Below are 19,647 nucleotides of genomic sequence, written 5' to 3' on the forward strand. Positions count from 1 at the left end.
GGTTCTTCGACAGCTCCACCCCAGCTCCGGGGGCCTTCCCTGATCAAGTACCGCTAGAGGCGTGTCGCCCTGCACCAACCTGTCCGGTCAGTACACCTCGCCGGGCTCAGCGCGTGGTGACGGTCACGGGCCGGCTGGTGCCAGGCCCGTGCACCCCGCGCAGCGCGGGCACGACGACGCGCAGGACGTGGGCGCCGGCCGACCTCTCGACGACCGCGGTCGAGAACCGGCCGTGCGCGAGGACGAGGCGGGCCTCGTCCGCCACCGGCCGGCGACCCGCTCCTGCAGCACCGCTGCCGTGCGGGTCGCGCGGCCGGTGACGGTCGCGGTGACCCGGAACGGCCGGCCCGCGGCGGCGGTGCGCGGCGCCGCCACCGCCACCGCCGGTGTGACGAGCAGGCGGGCAGCGGTCCCGACCGCCCCGACCCGCGAGGTGCCGCCGGCGCAGTGCCACACGAGGTAGCCCGACGCCCGGACGCGCACCGTCGCGGCCAGGTGCCCGGACGAGTCCGAGGTCGTGCGGGCGAGGACGTGCGGGCGGGCGCCGGTCAGCGGCTCGAGGCCGAGCGTCGCCGGCTGTCCCGCGAGCGGTGCCTGCGAGGTCGCGTCGACCAGGGTGCCCGTGACGTGCAGGGGCGCGCCGGCGAGCACGGTCCTGCGCGCGGTCGGGCGGTCCGGCAGCGACGCCGCGGCGACCCCGAGCACGACCACGTCGGACTCGGGCGAGTAGGCCGGGAAGGACGACCGGGCGCGGACGTGGAGCGTGACCGGCCCGTTGCCCGGCGACTCCACGAGGACGTGCTGCACGCCGTCGGGGCCCGGGGCGCTGGGGAGGTCGTAGTGCTGGCGGTCCACTCCGGCGGCGTCGAGGAGCGTCACGATGACGCCGGAAGCGGCGGCGGGCGGGCGCAGCGCGAGCTCGATCCGCTGCGCCGGGACGCCGAGCGCGCCCCGCGCCCCCGGTCCGAGGCCGGTGACGCCGAGCACCGCCGTCGCGGGGAGCGCAGCGCGAGGGGTGGTCTCCCGTGCGGCCGGTGTGCGGTCGCGGGTCTCCCCGACCACGCCGAGGACCACCACTCTGACGCGGTAGCTCGTCCCGTCGGTCAGCCCGCCGACGACCGTCGCGGTCGTAGCGGCGCCGAGCGTCGGCGACGCGACCGGGGCGCCGTCAGGGCCCGTGACCTCGACGCGGTAGCCGGTGACCCCGGATCCCGCGTCGGTCGGCGGCGACCAGGACACGGCCAGGCTCGCGTCACCGGGGACGACCCGCACCGCCTTCACGGGGCCCGGCAGGCGGCCCACCACGAAGCTCGGCGCTGGCGAGAACGGGCCGACCGCCTCGTTGCCCGCGGCGTCCACCACGTCGTAGTCGGCGACGGTCCACGTGCCCGCGTCCAAGCTGTCGAGCGCGACCGTCACCCACCAGTCGGAGGCCGTGAGGCTGCCGCGGACCACGCTCAGGCAGCCCGCTGCAGGCGCGGAGCAGTAGAGCCGGTAGCTGCCGTCGGGTGCGCGCAGGCGCAGCGAGGCGGCGGCCACCCCGCTCGCGTCGTCCGTGACCGGCACGCGCACCTGTACCGCGCGGCCGTACCCGTCCCCCGGAGTGGGGAAGGCGACGACGGCGCTGCTCAGCACAGGCACGCCCACCGTCGGCGGCACCGAGTCCCCGACCGGCGCCGCGGCCGCGGCGCCGGTCGCCCCGGCCAGCGTCGAGAGGGCTGCGCCGCACGCGAGCAGGACGGCGAGGGACGCGGTGCGGGCGCAACGGGACGGCGGGAGGACGAACGGCATGACGGAGGGCACCTCGCGGCGGGTCAGGGCCGCGACGTGCGGGCCGTGCGCCGTCGAGGGTGCCACGGGCGCGCGCCCGTGGTCTGCCGGTTCCCCGAACGGGTCAGACGTTGAAGCCGAGCGCCCGCAGCTGCTCGCGGCCGTCGTCGGTGATCTTGTCGGGACCCCACGGCGGCATCCAGACCCAGTTGATGCGCACGTCGTCGCACAGCCCGTCGAGGGCCGAACGCGTCTGGTCCTCGATGACGTCGGTCAGCGGGCAGGCCGCCGAGGTGAGCGTCATGTCGAGGACGGCGATGCGGCTGCGGTCGTCGACGGTGATGCCGTAGACGAGGCCGAGGTCGACGACGTTGATGCCGAGCTCGGGGTCGACGACGTCGCGCATCGCCTCCTCGATCTCCTCGACGGTGCCGAGGTCGGGCGTCTCGGGCACTGCGGTGGTGGGCTCGGTCATGGCTTCTCCTCGTTCGCAGCGGTCACCTGTGCAACGGCGCGGGCCGTCGCGTCCTTCCACGCCATCCAGCCGAGCAGCGCGCACTTCACCCGGGCGGGGAACTGCGCGACGCCGGCGAAGGCGATGCCGTCGCCCAGCAGGTCCTCGTCCGGCGGCGACTCGCGCGCCAGCATCGCCTGGAAGGCGGCCAGCGCGTCGAGCCCCTCGGCGACCGTCGAGCCGGTCACCAGCTCGGAGAGCACCGAGGACGACGCCTGGCTGATCGAGCAGCCCTGCCCGCTCCAGGACACGTCCTCCACGGTCGCGCCGTCGGGCGAGACGCGTACGCGCAGGGTCACCTCGTCGCCGCACGTCGGGTTGACGTGGTGCGCCTCGGTCGTGAAGGGCTCGCGCAGGCGGGCACCCCGCGGGTGGCGGTAGTGGTCGAGGATCACGTCCTGGTAGAGCGCCTCGACGCTCACGCGAACCACTTCCGGACCACGCCGAGCCCGTCGACCAGTGCGTCGACGTCGGCGGTCGTCGAGTAGGCGTAGAACGACGCCCGGCTGGTGGCGGGGACGCCGAAGCGGTCGCACACCGGGCGCGCGCAGTGGTTGCCGACGCGTACGGCGACGCCCTGCGCGTCGAGCACCTGGCCGACGTCGTGGCTGTGGATGGGGCCGCCGGCCCCCTCCATGACGAACGACACGGCGCCGCCGCGCTCGAGCATGGTCCCGGGGCCGACGACCCGCAGACCGGGCACCTCGGCGAGCCGCTCGAGCGCGTAGGCGGTGATCCGCTGCTCGTGGGCCGCGACCGCGTCCATGCCGAGGCCCGAGAGGTAGTCGACGGCCGCACCGAGGCCGACCGCCTGCGCGATCGGCGGCGTGCCGGCCTCGAACTTGTGCGGCAGGGCGGCGTAGGTCGAGCCGGCCATCTTGACCGTCTCGATCATCTCGCCGCCGCCGAGGAACGGCGGCAGCTCGGCGAGCACGGCCTCGCGGCCCCACAGCACGCCGATGCCGGTGGGTCCGGCCATCTTGTGGCCCGTGAACGCCACCAGGTCGACGCCGTCGGCGGCCAGCGCGCCCACGTCGTAGGGCAGCTGCGGCACGGCCTGCGAGCCGTCGACGACGACCAGCGCGCCCGAGACCTGCTTGGCGCGCCGGGCGACCTCGGCGACCGGGTTGACCGTGCCGAGGATGTTGGAGACGTGGACGAGCGAGACGACCTTCGTGCGCTCGGTGAGCAGCTCGTCGAGGTTCGAAAGGTCGAGCCGGCCCTCGTCGGTCAGCCCGATCCAACGCAGCGTGGCGCCGGTGCGCTCGCACAGCAGCTGCCACGGCACGATGTTGGAGTGGTGCTCCATCTCGGTGACGAGCACCTCGTCGCCGGGACCGACGCGCCACCGGCTCCCCCACGCCACGACGTTGGCGACGAGGTTGAGCGCCTCGGTGGAGTTCTTGGTGAACACCACCTCGCTGCGCGACGCGGCACCGATGAACGACACGAGCTTGTCGCGCGCGCCCTCGTAGAGCGCGGTCGCCTCCTCCGCCAGCGCGTGCACGCCGCGGTGCACGTTGGCGTTGGAGCGGCGGTAGTAGCTGTCGAGCGCGTCGAGGACGACCTGCGGCTTCTGCGAGGTCGCCGCGGAGTCGAGGTAGACCAGCGGCCGCCCTCCCGACCCGTCGGCGTCGTGCACGGTGCGCGACAGGATCGGGAAGTCGGCGCGCACGGCCTCGGCGTCGAGCACGGCCGGCGCGACCCGCTGGACGTCAGCGGTCACGAGGCCAGCTTGGTGTAGCGCTCGTAGCCCTCGGCCTCGAGCCGCTCGGCGAGCTCCTTGCCGCCCTGCTCGGCGATGCGCCCGTCGACGAACACGTGCACGAAGTCGGGCTCGATGTAGCGCAGGATGCGGGTGTAGTGCGTGATCAGCAGCACGCCGACCTCACCGGTGGCGCGCACCCGGTTGACGCCCTCGGACACCACGCGCAGCGCGTCGACGTCGAGGCCGGAGTCGGTCTCGTCGAGCACGGCGATCTTCGGCTTGAGCAGCTCGAGCTGGAGGATCTCGTGGCGCTTCTTCTCGCCGCCGGAGAAGCCCTCGTTGACGTTGCGCTCGGCGAACGCGGGGTCGACGCCCAGGCGGTCCATCGCCTCGCGGACCTCCTTGACCCAGGTGCGCAGCGCGGGCGCCGAGCCGCGGGTCGCCGTGGCCGCCGTGCGCAGGAAGTTCGACACCGAGACGCCGGGGACCTCGACGGGGTACTGCATCGCCAGGAAGAGCCCGGCCCGCGCGCGCTCGTCGACCGGCATCGCCAGCACGTCCTCGCCGTCGAGCGTGACGCTGCCGCCGGTGACGGTGTACTTCGGGTGCCCGGCGATGGAGTAGGCCAGCGTCGACTTGCCCGAGCCGTTGGGGCCCATGATCGCGTGCGTCTCGCCCGCCCGGACGGTCAGGTCGACGCCGCGCAGGATCTGCTTGGCACCGGCTTCGGTGTCGACGGTGACCTGCAGGTCTCGGATCTCGAGGGTGGACATGCGGGAGGGCTCCTCAGGGGTGGGGATCAGGCCTCGGGCGAGACGTCGACGAGGACGTCGTCACCGGCGAGGGTCACGGGGTAGACGGGCACGGGGGCGGTCGCGGGCGGCCCGGAGGGCTTGCCCGTGCGCAGGTCGAACATCGAGCCGTGCAGCCAGCACTCGAGCTCGCAGCCGTCGACCTCGCCCTCGGAGAGCTTGACGTTGGCGTGGCTGCAGCGGTCCTGGATCGCGAAGAACCCCTCGTCGGTGCGCACGACCGCGACCTGGACGCCCTCGACCGTGACGGCCAGGGGCGCGTCGAGGGCGAAGTCGGCGACCGAGCCGACGCGTACAGCGCTCACGCGCGGCCCCCGGCGAGCTCGGCCTCGATCGCGGCGATGAGCCGCTCGCGGACCGCCGGCACGGTGATCTTCTGCAGGACGTCGACGAAGAAGCCCTGCACGACCAGGCGGCGGGCCTCGTCCTCGGGGATGCCGCGCGCCTGCAGGTAGAACAGCTGCTCGTCGTCGAAGCGGCCGGTGGCGCTGGCGTGGCCGGCGCCCTCGATCTCGCCCGTCTCGATCTCGAGGTTGGGCACCGAGTCGGCGCGGGCGCCGTCGGTCAGGATGAGGTTGCGGTTGAGCTCGTAGGTGTCGGTGCCGCCGGCCTCGGCGCGGATCAGCACGTCGCCCACCCAGACGGTGTGGGCCGACTCGCCCTGCAGGGCGCCCTTGTAGGTCACCCGCGAGCGGCAGTTCGGCTGGCTGTGGTCGACGAAGAGCCGGTGCTCCTGGTGCTGGCCGGAGTCGGCGAAGTAGAGCCCGCGCAGCTCGGCGTCGCCGCCGGGGCCGGTGTACTCGACCGTCTCGACGACGCGGACGAGCTCGCCGCCCAGCGTGACCTGGGTGGAGGAGATGCGGGCGTCGCGGCCGAGGCGTACGCCGTGGTGCGCCGCGTGCACGCTGCCGTCGTCCCAGCCCTGGACGCTCACGAGCTCGAGCGAGGCGCCGTCGCCGACGACGACGGAGACCTCGGCGCCGTAGCGGGCGGCGCCGTCGTGCTCGAGCACGACCGTCGCCTTCGCGAACGCGCCGACCTCGACGACCACGTGGCCCCAGACGACGTCGGCCGCGGAGCCGGTGCCGGTGAGCCGGACGACCGCGGGCTCGTCGAGCTGGGCCTCCTTGGGCACGGAGACGACCAGCGCGCCCTCCGAGCGCGTGGCGGCGAAGGCCGAGACGCGGTCGACGGGTGCCGGCACCGAGCGCAGGAACGGGTCGTCGGCGCCGACGGTGCGCAGCTCGACGCCGTCGGGCAGCTCGCTGGAGACGCTGAGCCGGTGCGCCGACGGCTCGCCGTCGAGCAGGCCGCCGAGGGTGTCGAGCGGGGTGAAGCGCCAGTCCTCCTCGCGGCCCGAGGGCCGCGGGAAGTCGGCGGGGTCGAAGGAGCGCACGCTGTCGGCGCGGCTGCGCACGTCGACGACGGGTGCGCCCCCGCCGTGGGAGTGCTCCTTGACCACGACAGGAGCGAGGACGGACTCGGTCATCCGACGGCGCCTTCCATCTGCAGCTCGATCAGGCGGTTGAGCTCGAGGGCGTACTCCATGGGCAGCTCGCGCGCGATGGGCTCGATGAACCCGCGCACGATCATGGCCATGGCCTCCTCCTCGGTCATGCCGCGAGACATCAGGTAGAACAGCTGGTCCTCGCTGACCTTCGAGACCGTGGCCTCGTGCCCCATCTGCACGTCGTCCTCGCGGACGTCGACGTAGGGGTAGGTGTCCGAGCGGCTGATCGTGTCGACCAGCAGCGCGTCGCAGCGGACCGTCGACTTCGAGTGGTGCGAGCCCTCGAGCACCTGGACCAGGCCGCGGTAGGACGTGCGGCCGCCGCCGCGGGCGACGGACTTGCTCACGATCGAGGACGACGTGTAGGGCGCCGCGTGGACCATCTTCGAGCCGGCGTCCTGGTGCTGGCCCTCTCCCGCGAACGCGATGGAGAGCGTCTCGCCCTTGGCGTGCTCGCCGACCATCCAGACGCCGGGGTACTTCATGGTGACCTTGGAGCCGAGGTTGCCGTCGATCCACTCCATCGTCGCGCCTTCGTGGGCGACGGCCCGCTTGGTGACGAGGTTGTAGACGTTGTTGGACCAGTTCTGGATCGTCGTGTAGCGGACGCGGGCGCCCTTCTTGACGACGATCTCGACGACGGCCGAGTGCAGCGAGTCGCTGGAGTAGATCGGCGCGGTGCAGCCCTCGACGTAGTGGACGTAGGAGTCCTCGTCGGCGATGATCAGCGTCCGCTCGAACTGGCCCATGTTCTCGGTGTTGATGCGGAAGTACGCCTGCAGCGGGATGTCGACGTGGACGCCCTTGGGCACGTAGATGAACGAGCCGCCCGACCACACCGCGGTGTTGAGCGCCGAGAACTTGTTGTCGCCGGTCGGGATGACCGTCGTGAAGTACTCGCGGAACAGCTCCTCGTGCTCGCGGAGCGCAGTGTCGGTGTCGAGGAAGATGACGCCCTTCTCCTCGAGGTCCTCGCGGATCTTGTGGTAGACGACCTCGGACTCGTACTGCGCCGCGACGCCGGCGACGAGGCGCTGCTTCTCGGCCTCGGGGATGCCGAGCCGGTCGTAGGTCGACTTGATGTCCTCGGGCAGCTCCTCCCACGAGGAGGCCTGCTTCTCGGTCGAGCGCACGAAGTACTTGATGTTGTCGAAGTCGATGCCGCCGAGGTCGGAGCCCCAGGTCGGCATGGGCTTCTTGTGGAACAGGCGCAGGCCCTTGAGGCGCAGGTCGAGCATCCACTGCGGCTCGTTCTTCCGTGCGGAGATGTCGCGCACGACCTGCTCGGAGAGCCCGCGCTTGGCGGTGGCACCGGCCGAGTCGGGGTCGGCCCAGCCGTACTCGTAGCGTCCGAGGCCGTCGAGCTCGGGGTGGGCAGTCTGCGTCATCAGTGCATCCCTCCGGAAGAGGCTGTTGTGGAGCTGGTGGTCACGTGGGTGGTGCAGACGTGCTCGCCGTGTGCGAGCGTCGCGAGCCTGCGGGTCGGCGCCCCCACCAGGCGCGCGAACGAGGCCGCCTCGGCGTCGCACAGCTGGGGGAACTCGGCGGCGACGCTCTGCACGGGGCAGTGGCCCTGGCAGAGCTGCGCGCCGCCGGCCGGCGAGGTGCGCACGCTGGCCGCGTAGCCGTCGGCCGACAGGGCGGCGGCCAGCGCGTCGAGCCGCTGGGCGGGATCCTCCCCGGCGGCGTCGACGGCCGCGGCGTAGCGCGCCTCGACCTCGCCGACGCGTGCCCTGGCGAAGGCGTCGACCGCGGCCTCGCCGCCGGTGGCCGCGAGGAAGCGCAGCGCGGAGACGGCGAGGTCGTCGTAGGAGCTGGCGAGCGCCGCGTGCCCGGTGCCGGTGAGCGCGAACTCCTTGGCGGGGCGTCCGCGGCGGCGCGGCCCGGCGGCGCGCTCCTCGCGCGCCTCGACGTGGCCGGCGGCGAGCAGGGCGTCGAGGTGGCGGCGCACGGCGGCGGGGGTCAGCCGGAGCTGCCGGGCGAGGGCCGCCGCGGTGAGCGGGCCGGCCTCGGAGATGGCGCGCGCGACACGGTCGCGCGTGCGGGCGTCGGGCTCCTGCGGGCGCGCCTCGGAGACCGGCTCTGCGCCGGTCCCCTGCACGCTCGCGTCCACGACCATCAATTGCACAACACCAGTGTGTCCTAATTCGCTTCCCGCTGTCGCGCAGGGCTGAGTGGGCCGCGTCACGGAAGGCTCCCCTAACCCGGCACGGACGGGCAGGGACGAGGTGTACGCAACCGGCCCGTACGCGCTCATCCCGGGTGCATGCTGTTCACACGACGCACCGGAGGTGCGGGATGGCGACGAGCGACGGCCCGGGCGGGCCACGGCGCGGAGCAGGTGCCCGCGCGGCGCTGCTGCGCTGGCTGCAGGGCACGGCTGCGCCGGTCACCCTGCTGCCCGGCCGACCCCCCGACGCACCGCCCGCTGCCGCGCGACCGGCGCGGGACGGGGAGCCGCTGCGCGCCGTGTGCTGCTCGGGCGGCGGCATCCGCGCCGCCGCGTTCGCCCTCGGCGGGATGCAGGGCCTGCACCGCCGGCCCGCGGGCGGCGGCGCGAGCTGGTACGACGGCGTACGCCTGGTCACCGCCGTCTCCGGCGGCGCCTACATCGCGGCCTCGGCCGCCATCGTCAACCACCACCTCACCGACGCCCAGCGCGCCGAGCTGCCCGCCTACGCGCCCGGCTCCCCCGAGGACAACCGGCTGCGGGCGCACACGCGCTACCTCGCCGAGGACCCGAAGGTCGCGGCCTACGGCGCGCTGAGCATCCTCTACGGCCTCGTGCTCAACCTCGTGCCCGTCCTGCTCGTGGTCTGCATCGCCGCGCGCCTGGTCGGCTGGGCGCTCTACGAGTGGGACCTCGTGCGGGTCAGCGACGGCGGCCGCACCTGGGAGGTGGGCGACCTCACGACGGTCGCGCTGGTGCTGCTGGGCGTCGCGGGCGCCGGGCTGCTGCTCTACGCCGTGGAGCGCGTGCGCGACATCTACTTCCCGCCCCGCGAGACGTTGTACGCGGCGCTGCGCTCCTGGTCGCTGCGGCTGCTGAGCACGGCGGCCGCGGGCGCCGTGCTGCTGATGGGCGTCCCCGAGCTGATGCACCTGCTCAGCCAGGTGCGCGACGCCCGGCCGGGACTGGGCGGCGGCGCGCAGACCGGCGGCCTGCTGGGCACGACCTCCGCACTGGTGGTGCTCGTGAAGAGCACGCTGGGGCGCTTCAAGGGCCAGCTGCAGGCCACCAGCGGGAGCCGGCCGGGGCTGGTGTCGAGCGCGCTGAAGCGCGCCGTGTCGGCGCTCTCGCCGTGGCTGGGCTCGGGCCTGGCGCTGCTGGCCCTCGTCGCCGCGTTCGTGACCTGGACGACCGGGCCGGCCTGGCACGGGCTCGGCACCGACGACCGGGTCGTCGTCGCGGTGCTGGCTGCCGCGCTGCTGCTGTGGCAGCTGCTCAGCGACATCAACCGCAACTCGGTGCACCCGTTCTACAAGGAGCGGCTCTCCTCGGCCTACGTGGTGCGCCGCTCCCCCGACGGCACGAGCGCCGACTCGCTCGACTACACCCAGCCGGTGCGCTTCTCCGACTTCGCGCAGCCGCACGACGTGCCGGAGCTCGTCGTCTGCGCCGCCGTCAACACCGCCGAGGAGGGCCGCGCGCCCTCTGGCCGCGGCTGCGCGTCGTTCACCTTCTCCGCTCGGCACACCGGCGTCACCGCAGGGCCGCTCGACACCCCCGAGCGGCTCGCCGCGGCCCACCGCGCCGGCCACCTGCGCGACACCGCGGAGTACGAGCGCATCGCCGGCGTACGCCTGCTGACCCTCCCCGCGGCGGTCGCTGTCAGCGGCGCCGCGGTGTCGCCGCTGATGGGCCGCTACACCCGGGCCCCGCTGCGGCTGCTGCTCTCGCTGGCCAACGTCCGGCTCGGGCTGTGGCTGCCGAACCCCATGCACCCGGGCTGCCGGCTGCAGGCGCCGGACCCGGAGGACGGGCCGCTCGTGAAGGTGTGGCGCCTGCTCCGCACCCAGCTGCGCCAGCCCGGCATCCCCGGCCTGCTGCGCGAGATGAGCGGCCGGGTGGGGCTCTCCGGCCGCTGGGTCTACGTCACCGACGGGAGCCACTACGAGAACCTCGGGCTGGTCGAGGCCCTGCGCCGCGGAGCCGACGAGATCGTCGTCTTCGACGCGTCCGGCGACCTGCCCAACCGGTGGGCGGAGTTCGGCCAGTCGGTGGCGACGGCGCGCGCTGACCTCGGCGTCGCCGTCCGGCTCGACCCGACGACCATGACCACCGACGAGAAGACCATGCGCGCCGCAGCGCTGGTGGCGCGCGGGACGTGCGAGTACCCCGACGGCCGCGTCGCGGCGCTCTACCTGTGCAAGCTGGCGCTGCCGGCCCAGGCGCCGGCCTCGTGGGACGTGCTCGCCTGGGCGTTCGCCCACCAGGAGTTCCCCCACGACACCGTCGCCCAGCAGCTCTACGGCGACCGGGAGTTCGAGGCCTACCGGCGCATCGGCGAGCTGGCGGCGGCCGCAGCGCTCGACGCCATGGCGGCCGAGGAGCCCGTCGTCCCCGCCGCGCGGGTCGACCTGGACGCCGGTCGGACGGTCGCGACGACGCCTTCCTGACACGATCGGTCGACATGCTTGACACCGCGTCGCCGCAGGTGGTTCGGTGAGGCCCGTGGACACGCAGCGCCCCGCGGCCCTCCCCGGGCCCGCCCTCGCGCGCCACCTGCTGAGCATGTCGCCGGTGCCGCCGGGCACCTCCTGTCGCGACCTCGCGCGTCGCTGACCCCCCGCTCGACCCGCCCCTGCCCCAGCCGCCGCCGGCTCGCCGCCGGCCGCGCCCGCGCGCCTGCGTACCTGAGGAGAACCGCCATGACCTACGCCCCCTCGACCCCTGACCTGGTGCGGGCATGAGCGCCCGCGGGGTCGTCTCGCTGTCGGGCAACCCCCGCAGGGGCTCGCGCACCTCGCACGTCGCCGCGCTGCTCGGGGCCGACCTGCACGACGAGCTCGGCCTGCCCGGCGAGGCGGTGCACCTCGACCTGGCCGAGCTGCCCAACCCGCTCGCGGCGGGCGCGTCCGAGGCGCTGGCCGAGGCGGTCGAAGCCGTGCGCGGGGCCGCCGTGCTCGTCGTGGCGACACCCACCTACAAGGCGAGCTACACCGGCCTGCTCAAGGCGTTCGTCGACCTGCTGCCGCCGGCCGCGCTGGACGGCGTGCTGGCCGTCCCGGTGATCACCCTCGGCTCCCCCGCCCACACGCTGGCCGCGGAGGTGCACCTGCGGCCGCTGCTGCTCGAGCTGGGCGCCACGACGCCCACGGCGTCGGTCGCGCTGCTCGACGCCGACCTCGCCGACGCGGCTGCCACGTCACGGCGCGTCGTCGGCTCGCTCGTGCCGTACCTCACAGCGGTCGCTGCGCTCGCGGCGCGCGACTCCCCTGTGCTCAGGGTCACGGCTGCCGGAGCGGGGCTGGCGCCCTAGCATCGAGGCATGTCCGCCGCTGCCGTCGAGGTCGTCGACCTGGTCAAGCGCTACGGACCCCGGCCCGTCGTCGACGGGCTCTCGCTGCGCGTCGAGCGCGGCTCGGTCACCGCGGTCCTCGGGCCCAACGGCGCCGGCAAGACCACGACCATCGAGACGTGCGAGGGCTACCGCCGTCCCGACTCGGGCACCGTGCGGGTGCTCGGTCTCGACCCGGTCCGCGACAGCGCCGAGCTGAAGGCGCGCGTCGGCGTGATGCTGCAGGGCGGCGGCATCCCCAACGCCATCCGCCCGCAGGAGGCGCTCGAGCACGCGGCCGCGCTCTACGCCGACCCCCTGCCGCCGGGCCTGCTGGTCGAGCGGCTCGGGCTGGGCGGCTCGCTGCGCACGCCCTACAAGCGGCTCTCCGGCGGCCAGCAGCAGCGGCTCTCCCTCGCCCTGGCGCTGGTCGGGCGGCCCGAGCTGGTCTTCCTCGACGAGCCGAGCGCCGGGCTCGACCCGCACGCGCGCGGGGTCATCGGAGACCTGGTGATCGAGCTGCGCCGGGCCGGGGTGACCGTGGTGCTGACCACCCACCTGATCGACGAGGCGGAGCGGCTCGCCGACGAGGTCGTGATCATCGACACCGGACGGGTGGTGGCATCCGGCTCCCCCGCCGAGCTCACGGCCGGCGGCGCGCAGACGCGCCTGACCTTCTCCGCGCGGCCGGGGCTGCCGCTCGAGGCGCTGCGCTCGGCGCTGCCCCTCGGACTCACCGTCACCGAGGAGCCCGCCGGCGCCTACCGCGTCGACGGCCCGCTGACCCCGGCAGCGCTGGTGGCCGTGACCGGCTGGTGCGCGGCGCTCGACGTCATGCCGGTCGGGCTCTCGGTGTCGCGGCGTACGCTCGAGGACGTCTTCTTCGAGATCACCGGCCGGGAGCTGCGCGCGTGACGAGCCTGCCCGCCGTGAGCCGGCCCGGGACCACCGGCGCCGGAGCGCCGCCCGTCACGCTCGACCTCGCCCCGCGGCCGGGGACGGCGCCCGTGCAGCGGATGGTCGCCGCCCAGTCCCGGCTCGAGCTCTCGATGCTGCTGCGCAACGGCGAGCAGCTGCTGCTCGCGCTCGTCGTGCCGGCGCTGCTGCTCGTGGTCGGCGCGAAGGTCGACCTCGGCACCGCCACTGGCGCCCGCCGGGTCGACGCGGTGACGCCGGGCGTGCTCGCACTCGCGGCGATGTCGATCGCCTTCACCGGCCAGGCGATCGCCACCGGCTTCGAGCGCCGCTACGGCGTCCTGAAGCGCCTGGGCTCCACACCGCTGCCGCGCTGGGGCCTGCTCGCCGGCAAGACGGTCGCCGTGCTGGCGGTCGAGGCCGCGCAGTGGGTGGTGCTCGGCGCAGTCGCCGTGGTGCTCGGCTGGCGGCCCCACGGCGACCCCTTCTCCGTGCTGGCGCTGGTGCTCGTCGGCACCTCGGCCTTCACGGCGCTGGCGCTGCTCATGGCCGGCACCCTGCGCGCGGAGGCCACCCTGGCCGGCGCCAACCTGGTCTGGGTCCTGCTCCTGCTCGGCGGCGGCGTCGTCGTGCCGCTGTCCGACTACCCCCGCGCCGGCGAGCTGGTCGCCGAGGCCTTCCCGCTGGCCGCACTGTCCGAGGGCCTGCGCGGCGTGCTCGAGCACGGCCACGCCCTGCCGCTGGGCCCGTTCGCCGTCCTGTGCGCCTGGACCGCGGGCGCGGCGGTGCTCGCCGGCCGGTTCTTCCGGTGGGAGTGACCCGCGGCCGGGCTGCGCTGCGCCCGCGACCTCCTAGGCTGGGAGCCGTGAGCAGATCTTGGCGCATCGTCCTCGGCCTGGCCTGGGCCTCGCTGGTCGCCAACTGCCTGCTCGTCGTCACCGGCGGAGCGGTCCGCCTCACCGGCAGCGGGCTCGGCTGCCCGACCTGGCCGCAGTGCGGCGACGGGTCCTACGTCACCCACTCGGCCTACGGCCTCCACGGGGCGATCGAGTTCGGCAACCGGATGCTCACCTTCGTGCTGGCGCTCGTGGCCGTCGCGACGCTGGTCTCCGCGCTGACCGCTCGGCCCTACCGCCGCGGGCCCGTGCTGCTGGCCCTCGGGCTCTTCCTCGGCATCCCGGCCCAGGCCGTCATCGGCGGCATCACCGTGCTGACCAAGCTGAACCCCTGGGTCGTCATGCTCCACCTGATGTGCTCGCTGCTGATGGTGGCCGCAGCCGCCCTGCTCGTCGTGCGCGTCCGCGAGGGCGACGCCCCCGCCCGCTCCGAGCTGGCGCAGCCCCTGCGCCACCTGACCTCGGCGCTGCTCGGGCTCGTCCTGGTCATCTGCTACCTCGGCGCCGTCGTCACGGGCAGCGGTCCCCATGCCGGCGACCTCGAGGCCAAGCGCACGGGGCTCGACCCGGACCGCATGTCGCAGCTGCACGCCGACGGCGTCTTCCTGCTCGTCGGGCTGACCGTCGCGCTGCTCGTGGCGCTGCACGCCACGGGCGCCCCTGCGGTCGTCCGCCGCGCGGCGGCCGTCCTGCTCGTCGTCGAGCTGGCCCAGTCGGTCATCGGCTTCGTCCAGTTCTTCACCGGGCTCCCGGCGGCCCTGGTCGCCGCCCACATGCTCGGCGCCACGGTCCTCGTGGCCGCTGCCGTGCACCTGGTGCTGTCGACGCGCACGCGCGCCACACGCGTACCCGCCGCGCGTCCTGCCGCGTCCGCCGCCCGGCCGGCGGTGGCGGCCCGGACGTGAGCGGTCCGGACGACGCGCACGCGGCTGCCGCGGCGTCGTTCGGCGCGGCCGCCGGCGTCTACGAGCGCGCGCGCCCGGACTACCCCGCCGCCGCGCTCGACTGGCTGCTGCCACCGGGCGCCCGGCGGGTCCTCGACCTCGGTGCCGGCACCGGCAAGCTCACCCGCCTGCTGCGGGCCCGCGGGCTCGAGGTGACGGCGGTGGAGCCCTCGGCCGGCATGCGCGCCGAGCTCGAGCGGGCGGTGCCCGGCGTGCGCAGCCTGGCCGGGCGCGCCGAGCAGGTGCCGCTCGCCGACGGCGCGGTCGACGCGGTGCTGGTCGCGCAGGCGTGGCACTGGGTCGACCCGGCCGGCGCGGTGCCCGAGGTCGCCCGGGTCCTGGCGCCCGGCGGCCGTCTGGGCCTGGTCTGGAACGTGCGCGACGAGAGCCACGAGTGGGTGGCCCGGCTCGGCGAGCTGCTCGACGGCGGCGGCCGGCCGAACGACACCAGCGTCGACCCGCAGGTGGGGCCGCCGTTCGGGCAGCTGGAGACCCGCACGGTCGCCTGGACGCACGAGACGACGCCGGAGGGCCTCGTCGAGCTCGCCGCCTCGCGCAGCTACGTGATCCTGCTGCCGGAGGACGAGCGCGCGGCGCTGCTCGGGCGCGTGCGCTCGCTGCTCGCCTCGCACCCCGACCTGGCCGGTCGGAGCAGCATCGCGCTGCCCTACCTCACCCGGTGCTACCGCGCTGCGCTCGCCTAGCGCTCGACGACCAGGTCGGCGAACTCCTGGTGGCGCTCGACGTAGGCCGAGACGAACGGGCACTGCGCAACCACCTCGAGCCCGCGCCTGCGCGCGTCGGTCAGCGCGTCGTGGGCGAGGGTGCTGCCGAGGCCCTGGCCCTCGTGGGCCGGCTCGACGACGGTGTGCGTGATCACCATCGTGCTGCCGTCGAGCTCGTAGGCGGCGTAGCCGGCCACCTCGTCGCCGAGGCGCAGCTCGTAGCGGTGGGCCTCGGGCGCGTCGACGACGGAGGGCTGGGACTGCTCGCTCATGGGGCCAGCATCCCAGCCCGCTCCGCGACGAGCGCAGCGAGCCGGTCGAGGGAGCCCGGCGCGTGGGCGGTGAACAGGAACGGCTCGACCAGCTCGAGCTCCATCACCCGCGGGTCGCCCGGCTCGCCGACCAGGTCGACGCGGGCGTAGAGCAGCGGCTCGGGCACCGGAGCGCGGTCGAGGGCGGCGCGGGCCACGGCGAGCTCCGCGGGCGTCGGCGACCAGGCCGCGGTCGTGCCGCCGTGGTGCTCCTGCACCCGGAAGTCGCCCGCGCGGGGGACCTTCACGACCGCGTGGGAGAAGGCGCCGTCGAAGAAGAGCAGCGAGCGCTCGCCGTCGGCCACGCCGGTCTCGTAGGGCTGCACCAGCGCGTCGCCCGCGGCCACCAGCGCCTCCAGCGCCGTGCGCGCGTCGTCCGCGGAGGCGTGCAGCGAGGTGCCCTCGGCGCCGGCCGAGACGGCCGGCTTCACCACGACGCCGGCGCGGTCGTCGACGCGGGCGAGGGCGGCCGAGGGGTCGGCACCACGGCGTACGAGCTCGGTGGCGACCGTCGGCACGCCGGCCGCCGCGAGCTCGGCGAGGTAGCCCTTGTGGGCGTTCCAGCGCAGCACCGCCGCCGGGTTCTGCAGCGTGCTCGCGGCGCCGACAGCGTCGGCCCAGGCCAGGAAGGCCTCGACGCGCCCGGTGTAGTCCCAGGTGGAGCGCACGAGCACCAGCGCGGCCGCCGCCCAGTCGACGTCGGGCGAGTCCCAGAGGACGACCTGCGCCCGGGCACCCCGGCGCTCGAGGGCCTCCGCCAGCAGGGGCGCCTCGGGGTCGGCGACGGGCATGTCGCTGCCGGTGACCACGAGGACGAGCGGCCCGGCGGCCATCAGCGCAGCAGCGGGTCGATCGCGACCGCGAGGAACAGCAGGGACAGGTAGCTGATCGAGCCGTGGAAGAGCCGCATGGGCTTGAGCGCGGCGCCGCGCACGCCGGCCCGGGCGCGGGCCTGCAGGGCGTGGGCCTCCCGCAGGAACGCGGCGCCCAGCACGAGCGCGAGGGCGCCGTAGACCCAGCCCATCGAGGCGACCGGCCAGAGCAGCAGCGACGCGGCGACCATGGCCCAGGAGTAGACGACGACCTGGCCGGCGACGACCGCCTCGGTGGCTACGACCGGCAGCATCGGGACGCCGGCGGTGGCGTAGTCGTCGCGGAAGCGCATCGCGAGCGGCCAGTAGTGCGGCGGCGTCCAGAGGAAGACGACGGCGAACAGCACGACCGGCGCCCACGACAGCGAGCCGGTGACCGCGGCCCAGCCGATGAGCACGGGCATGCACCCGGCGGCCCCGCCCCACACGATGTTCTGGGCGGTGCGCCGCTTGAGCACCAGGGTGTAGACGAGGACGTAGAACGCGATGGCCAGCACCGACAGGGCCGCCGAGAGCCAGTTGACGACGGTGGCGAACAGCACCACCGACGCGGCGCCCAGCGCGAGGCCGAACAGCAGCGCCTCGCGCGGCGAGACCGCGCCGGTCGCCAGCGGGCGCCCCTCGGTGCGGTGCATGACCGCGTCGATGTCGCGGTCGATGTAGCAGTTGAGCGCGTTGGCGCTGCCGGCGGCGAGGAACCCGCCCACCAGGGTCGCGACCGTGACGAGCAGGCCCGGCAGGCCGTCGGCCGCCAGGACCATCGTCGGGATCGTCGTGCAGAGCAGCAGCTCGATGATGCGCGGCTTGGTGAGCGCGAGGTAGGCCTTCGCGACCGCCGCGGGGCTGCGGGAGGGTCGGCCGTCTCCGCTGGCGCCGGGCGAGGGGGTGATCGCCGGGCGCGGGTCGACAGCCGTCACAGGCACAGACTAGCCGTCGCCGTGCGTCCCGCCCGCCCGGCTCCGCGTGACGAGCGCGACAGTGGGCATGGATAGGCTCAGCGACGGAAGATCCGCCGGAGGGAGCACGTGGTGACCAGCACGACCAAGAGCAGCGACACGCTCGAGTGGACCGACCTCGACCGCAAGGCGGTCGACGTCTGCCGGGCCTTGGCGATGGACGCCGTGGAGAAGGCCGGCTCGGGCCACCCGGGCACCGCGATGAGCCTCGCGCCCGCCGCCTACCTGCTGTTCCAGCGCCTGCTGCGCCACGACCCGAGCGACCCGACCTGGCTGGGCCGCGACCGGTTCGTGCTGAGCGCCGGCCACTCGAGCATCACGCTGTACACCCAGCTCTACATGTCCGGCTACGGCCTCACGCTCGACGACCTCGCGCACCTGCGCCAGTGGGACAGCCTGACCCCGGGCCACCCGGAGCACGGCCACACCGTCGGCGTCGAGACGACGACCGGACCGCTGGGCCAGGGCATCGCCACCGCCGTCGGCTTCGCCATCGCGTCCTACCGCGACCGCGCGACCTACGACCCCGAGGCGGCCCACGGCGAGAGCCCGTTCGACAACACCATCTGGGTCATCGCCTCCGACGGCGACATGGAGGAGGGCGTGCAGGCCGAGGCGGCCTCGCTCGCCGGCCACCTGCGGCTCGGCAACCTCGTCGTGCTCTACGACGACAACCACATCTCGATCGACGGCGACACCGACGTGGCCTTCAGCGAGGACGTCCTCGCCCGCTACGCCTCCTACGGCTGGCACGTGCAGCGCGTCGAGGATGCCGAGGACGTGCAGGCGCTCCACGCCGCGCTCACCGCCGCGCAGGCCGAGACCGGCCGCCCGAGCATCGTCGCCTCGCGCTCGATCATCGCCTGGCCGGCCCCCAACGCGCAGAACACCGCCAAGTCCCACGGGTCGGCGCTCGGCGCGGCAGAGATCGCGGCGACCAAGCAGGTGCTCGGCCTCGACCCCGAGAAGTCCTTCGACGTCCCCGACGAGGTCCTCGAGCACTCGCGCGAGGTCGTCGCCCGCGGCCGCGCGGCGCACGCCGAGTGGGAGCCCGCCTACCTCGCCTGGCGCGAGCGCGAGCCCGAGCGCGCGGCCGAGCTCGACCGCGTCACCGCCCGCCGGCTGCCCTCCGGCTGGGCCGACGCCGTCCCGAGCTTCCCCGCCGGCAAGGACGTCGCGACCCGCAAGGCCAGCGGCGACACCATCAACGCCCTGGCCGGCGTCGTCCCCGAGTTCTGGGGCGGCTCGGCCGACCTGCACGAGTCCAACCTGACCCTCGTGCACGGCGCGCAGTCGTTCGGGTCGCCGGAGAGCGGCGCCGCCAACGTCAGCTACGCAGGGCGCAACCTGCACTTCGGCATCCGCGAGCACGCCATGGGCGCCGCGATGAACGGCCTCGCCCTCTACGGCGGCAGCCGGGTCTACGGCGGCACGTTCCTGGTGTTCTCCGACTACATGCGCGGCTCGGTGCGCCTCGCGGCCCTGATGAAGGCGCCGGTCACCTACGTCTGGACCCACGACTCCATCGGCCTCGGCGAGGACGGCCCGACCCACCAGCCGATCGAGCACCTGTGGTCGCTGCGCGCGATCCCGGGCCTCAACGTGGTGCGTCCCGGCGACGCCAACGAGACGGCCATCGCCTGGCGCACGATCCTCGAGCGCGACGACGCCCCGCACGCACTCGCGCTGAGCCGGCAGGGGATGCCGACCTACGACCGGGCACCCGGCTCGCCGTTCGCCAGCGCCGAGGACACCGCGAAGGGCGCCTACGTCCTGCGCGACGCGTCCAACGGCCAGCCCGAGGTGCTGCTCCTCGCGACCGGCTCCGAGGTGCAGATCGCGGTCGCGGCGCAGGACCTGCTCGAGGAGCAGGGCGTGCCCACCCGCGTGGTCTCCGCGCCGTGCCTCGAGTGGTTCGAGGAGCAGGACGAGTCCTACAAGCAGACCGTCCTCCCGCCCGCGGTGCGCTCGCGCGTCTCGGTGGAGGCCGGCATCGCGCAGGGCTGGTGGCGCTACCTCGGCGACACCGGCGAGGCCGTCAGCATCGAGCACTTCGGCGCCAGCGCCTCCTACAAGGTCCTCTACGAGCAGTTCGGCTTCACCGCCGAGCGCGTCGTGGCGGCGGCGCAGGCGAGCATCGCCAAGACGGCGCACATCAAGGGCAGCACCACCGGCAACTGACGCGGCCGACGGGCGGCGGTGCGCCGTCGCCC

The 19,647-nt window shown here is 74.6% G+C and carries 19 protein-coding genes; 7 read left to right on the forward strand and 12 right to left on the reverse strand.

Annotated features, from left to right (window positions below):
- Positions 1 to 123: 123 nt before the first annotated feature.
- The 9 genes from CLV35_RS00005 to CLV35_RS00045 are packed head-to-tail and all read right to left on the reverse strand — an operon-like array spanning position 124 to position 8,433.
- On the reverse strand, positions 124 to 1,857 hold the full coding sequence (locus CLV35_RS00005; protein ID WP_121191383.1) for a fibronectin type III domain-containing protein: 1,734 nt from the start codon (positions 1,855 to 1,857) through the stop codon (positions 124 to 126).
- A gap of 37 nt (positions 1,858 to 1,894) precedes the next feature.
- On the reverse strand, positions 1,895 to 2,245 hold the full coding sequence (locus CLV35_RS00010; protein WP_121191384.1) for a metal-sulfur cluster assembly factor: 351 nt from the start codon (positions 2,243 to 2,245) through the stop codon (positions 1,895 to 1,897).
- Complete coding sequence (gene sufU / locus CLV35_RS00015) at positions 2,242 to 2,706, reverse strand: Fe-S cluster assembly sulfur transfer protein SufU (protein WP_121191385.1); 465 nt, start codon at positions 2,704 to 2,706, stop codon at positions 2,242 to 2,244. The genes CLV35_RS00010 and sufU overlap by 4 nt, the downstream gene beginning before the upstream one ends.
- Positions 2,703 to 4,010, reverse strand: a complete 1,308-nt coding sequence (locus tag CLV35_RS00020; RefSeq protein WP_121191386.1) for a cysteine desulfurase — start codon at positions 4,008 to 4,010, stop codon at positions 2,703 to 2,705. Before CLV35_RS00020 ends, sufU begins: the two co-directional genes overlap by 4 nt.
- The gene (gene sufC, locus CLV35_RS00025) at positions 4,007 to 4,765 is read right to left on the reverse strand and encodes a Fe-S cluster assembly ATPase SufC (RefSeq protein ID WP_121191387.1); all 759 of its coding nucleotides are present in this window, start codon (positions 4,763 to 4,765) and stop codon (positions 4,007 to 4,009) included. Before sufC ends, CLV35_RS00020 begins: the two co-directional genes overlap by 4 nt.
- Before the next feature lie 26 nt (positions 4,766 to 4,791).
- Complete coding sequence (locus tag CLV35_RS00030; RefSeq protein WP_121191388.1) at positions 4,792 to 5,109, reverse strand: non-heme iron oxygenase ferredoxin subunit; 318 nt, start codon at positions 5,107 to 5,109, stop codon at positions 4,792 to 4,794.
- Positions 5,106 to 6,293: a Fe-S cluster assembly protein SufD gene (gene sufD / locus CLV35_RS00035; protein ID WP_121191389.1), complete on the reverse strand. Its 1,188-nt coding sequence runs from the start codon at positions 6,291 to 6,293 to the stop codon at positions 5,106 to 5,108. Before sufD ends, CLV35_RS00030 begins: the two co-directional genes overlap by 4 nt.
- Positions 6,290 to 7,702: a Fe-S cluster assembly protein SufB gene (gene sufB / locus CLV35_RS00040; protein ID WP_121191390.1), complete on the reverse strand. Its 1,413-nt coding sequence runs from the start codon at positions 7,700 to 7,702 to the stop codon at positions 6,290 to 6,292. The genes sufD and sufB overlap by 4 nt, the downstream gene beginning before the upstream one ends.
- Positions 7,702 to 8,433 (reverse strand): helix-turn-helix transcriptional regulator, encoded by a 732-nt coding sequence (locus CLV35_RS00045; protein WP_121191391.1) that lies wholly within the window; start codon positions 8,431 to 8,433, stop codon positions 7,702 to 7,704. The genes sufB and CLV35_RS00045 overlap by 1 nt, the downstream gene beginning before the upstream one ends.
- A gap of 179 nt (positions 8,434 to 8,612) precedes the next feature.
- On the opposite strand from CLV35_RS00045, the gene CLV35_RS00050 reads away from it, so the two are divergent.
- The 6 genes from CLV35_RS00050 to CLV35_RS00075 all read left to right on the forward strand — a co-directional run bounded on the left by CLV35_RS00050 (position 8,613) and on the right by CLV35_RS00075 (position 15,274).
- The gene (locus CLV35_RS00050; protein WP_121191392.1) at positions 8,613 to 10,934 is read left to right on the forward strand and encodes a hypothetical protein; all 2,322 of its coding nucleotides are present in this window, start codon (positions 8,613 to 8,615) and stop codon (positions 10,932 to 10,934) included.
- Between the two features lie 290 nt (positions 10,935 to 11,224).
- The gene (locus tag CLV35_RS00055) at positions 11,225 to 11,797 is read left to right on the forward strand and encodes an NAD(P)H-dependent oxidoreductase (protein ID WP_121191393.1); all 573 of its coding nucleotides are present in this window, start codon (positions 11,225 to 11,227) and stop codon (positions 11,795 to 11,797) included.
- A 9-nt stretch (positions 11,798 to 11,806) separates the two neighbouring features.
- A complete protein-coding gene (locus CLV35_RS00060; protein ID WP_121191394.1) occupies positions 11,807 to 12,730 on the forward strand; it encodes an ABC transporter ATP-binding protein in 924 nt (307 codons plus the stop codon).
- Positions 12,731 to 12,831: 101 nt separating this feature from the next.
- On the forward strand, positions 12,832 to 13,548 hold the full coding sequence (locus tag CLV35_RS00065; RefSeq protein ID WP_121191483.1) for an ABC transporter permease: 717 nt from the start codon (positions 12,832 to 12,834) through the stop codon (positions 13,546 to 13,548).
- A gap of 47 nt (positions 13,549 to 13,595) precedes the next feature.
- Entirely contained in the window at positions 13,596 to 14,531 is a 936-nt protein-coding gene (locus CLV35_RS00070) for a COX15/CtaA family protein (RefSeq protein WP_183061515.1), read from the forward strand.
- Complete coding sequence (locus CLV35_RS00075; protein WP_121191396.1) at positions 14,528 to 15,274, forward strand: class I SAM-dependent methyltransferase; 747 nt, start codon at positions 14,528 to 14,530, stop codon at positions 15,272 to 15,274. The genes CLV35_RS00070 and CLV35_RS00075 overlap by 4 nt, the downstream gene beginning before the upstream one ends.
- On the opposite strand, the gene CLV35_RS00080 is transcribed toward CLV35_RS00075, so the two are convergent.
- Genes CLV35_RS00080 through CLV35_RS00090 form a run of 3 tightly spaced genes read right to left on the reverse strand, consistent with a single transcriptional unit; the run spans position 15,271 to position 17,395 of the window.
- Complete coding sequence (locus tag CLV35_RS00080) at positions 15,271 to 15,567, reverse strand: GNAT family N-acetyltransferase (protein WP_121191397.1); 297 nt, start codon at positions 15,565 to 15,567, stop codon at positions 15,271 to 15,273. The two genes, CLV35_RS00075 and CLV35_RS00080, sit on opposite strands and share 4 nt — an antisense overlap.
- Positions 15,564 to 16,439, reverse strand: coding sequence for an ATP-grasp domain-containing protein (locus CLV35_RS00085; protein WP_231121224.1), 876 nt, complete (start codon positions 16,437 to 16,439; stop codon positions 15,564 to 15,566). The genes CLV35_RS00080 and CLV35_RS00085 overlap by 4 nt, the downstream gene beginning before the upstream one ends.
- Complete coding sequence (locus CLV35_RS00090; RefSeq protein WP_121191398.1) at positions 16,439 to 17,395, reverse strand: heme o synthase; 957 nt, start codon at positions 17,393 to 17,395, stop codon at positions 16,439 to 16,441. Before CLV35_RS00090 ends, CLV35_RS00085 begins: the two co-directional genes overlap by 1 nt.
- A 111-nt stretch (positions 17,396 to 17,506) precedes the next feature.
- Here CLV35_RS00090 and tkt point away from each other — a divergent pair, with 111 nt between their 5' ends.
- On the forward strand, positions 17,507 to 19,615 hold the full coding sequence (tkt, locus tag CLV35_RS00095) for a transketolase (protein WP_121191485.1): 2,109 nt from the start codon (positions 17,507 to 17,509) through the stop codon (positions 19,613 to 19,615).
- Positions 19,616 to 19,647: the final 32 nt, after the last annotated feature.

It is taken from the genome of Motilibacter peucedani, from assembly GCF_003634695.1.
In the GTDB taxonomy this organism is placed as follows: Bacteria; Actinomycetota; Actinomycetes; order Motilibacterales; family Motilibacteraceae; genus Motilibacter; species Motilibacter peucedani.

Coding starts and splice junctions, on each gene's coding strand:
- CLV35_RS00065 (WP_121191483.1), top strand. CDS start 12,832: ATGGTCGCCGCCCAGTCCCGGCTCGAGCTCTCGATGCTGCTGCGCAAC.
- sufB (WP_121191390.1), bottom strand. CDS start 7,702: ATGACGCAGACTGCCCACCCCGAGCTCGACGGCCTCGGACGCTACGAG.
- CLV35_RS00050 (WP_121191392.1), top strand. CDS start 8,613: ATGGCGACGAGCGACGGCCCGGGCGGGCCACGGCGCGGAGCAGGTGCC.
- sufC (WP_121191387.1), bottom strand. CDS start 4,765: ATGTCCACCCTCGAGATCCGAGACCTGCAGGTCACCGTCGACACCGAA.
- CLV35_RS00010 (WP_121191384.1), bottom strand. CDS start 2,245: ATGACCGAGCCCACCACCGCAGTGCCCGAGACGCCCGACCTCGGCACC.
- CLV35_RS00085 (WP_231121224.1), bottom strand. CDS start 16,439: ATGGCCGCCGGGCCGCTCGTCCTCGTGGTCACCGGCAGCGACATGCCC.
- CLV35_RS00045 (WP_121191391.1), bottom strand. CDS start 8,433: ATGGTCGTGGACGCGAGCGTGCAGGGGACCGGCGCAGAGCCGGTCTCC.
- CLV35_RS00080 (WP_121191397.1), bottom strand. CDS start 15,567: ATGAGCGAGCAGTCCCAGCCCTCCGTCGTCGACGCGCCCGAGGCCCAC.
- CLV35_RS00060 (WP_121191394.1), top strand. CDS start 11,807: ATGTCCGCCGCTGCCGTCGAGGTCGTCGACCTGGTCAAGCGCTACGGA.
- CLV35_RS00055 (WP_121191393.1), top strand. CDS start 11,225: ATGAGCGCCCGCGGGGTCGTCTCGCTGTCGGGCAACCCCCGCAGGGGC.
- sufD (WP_121191389.1), bottom strand. CDS start 6,293: ATGACCGAGTCCGTCCTCGCTCCTGTCGTGGTCAAGGAGCACTCCCAC.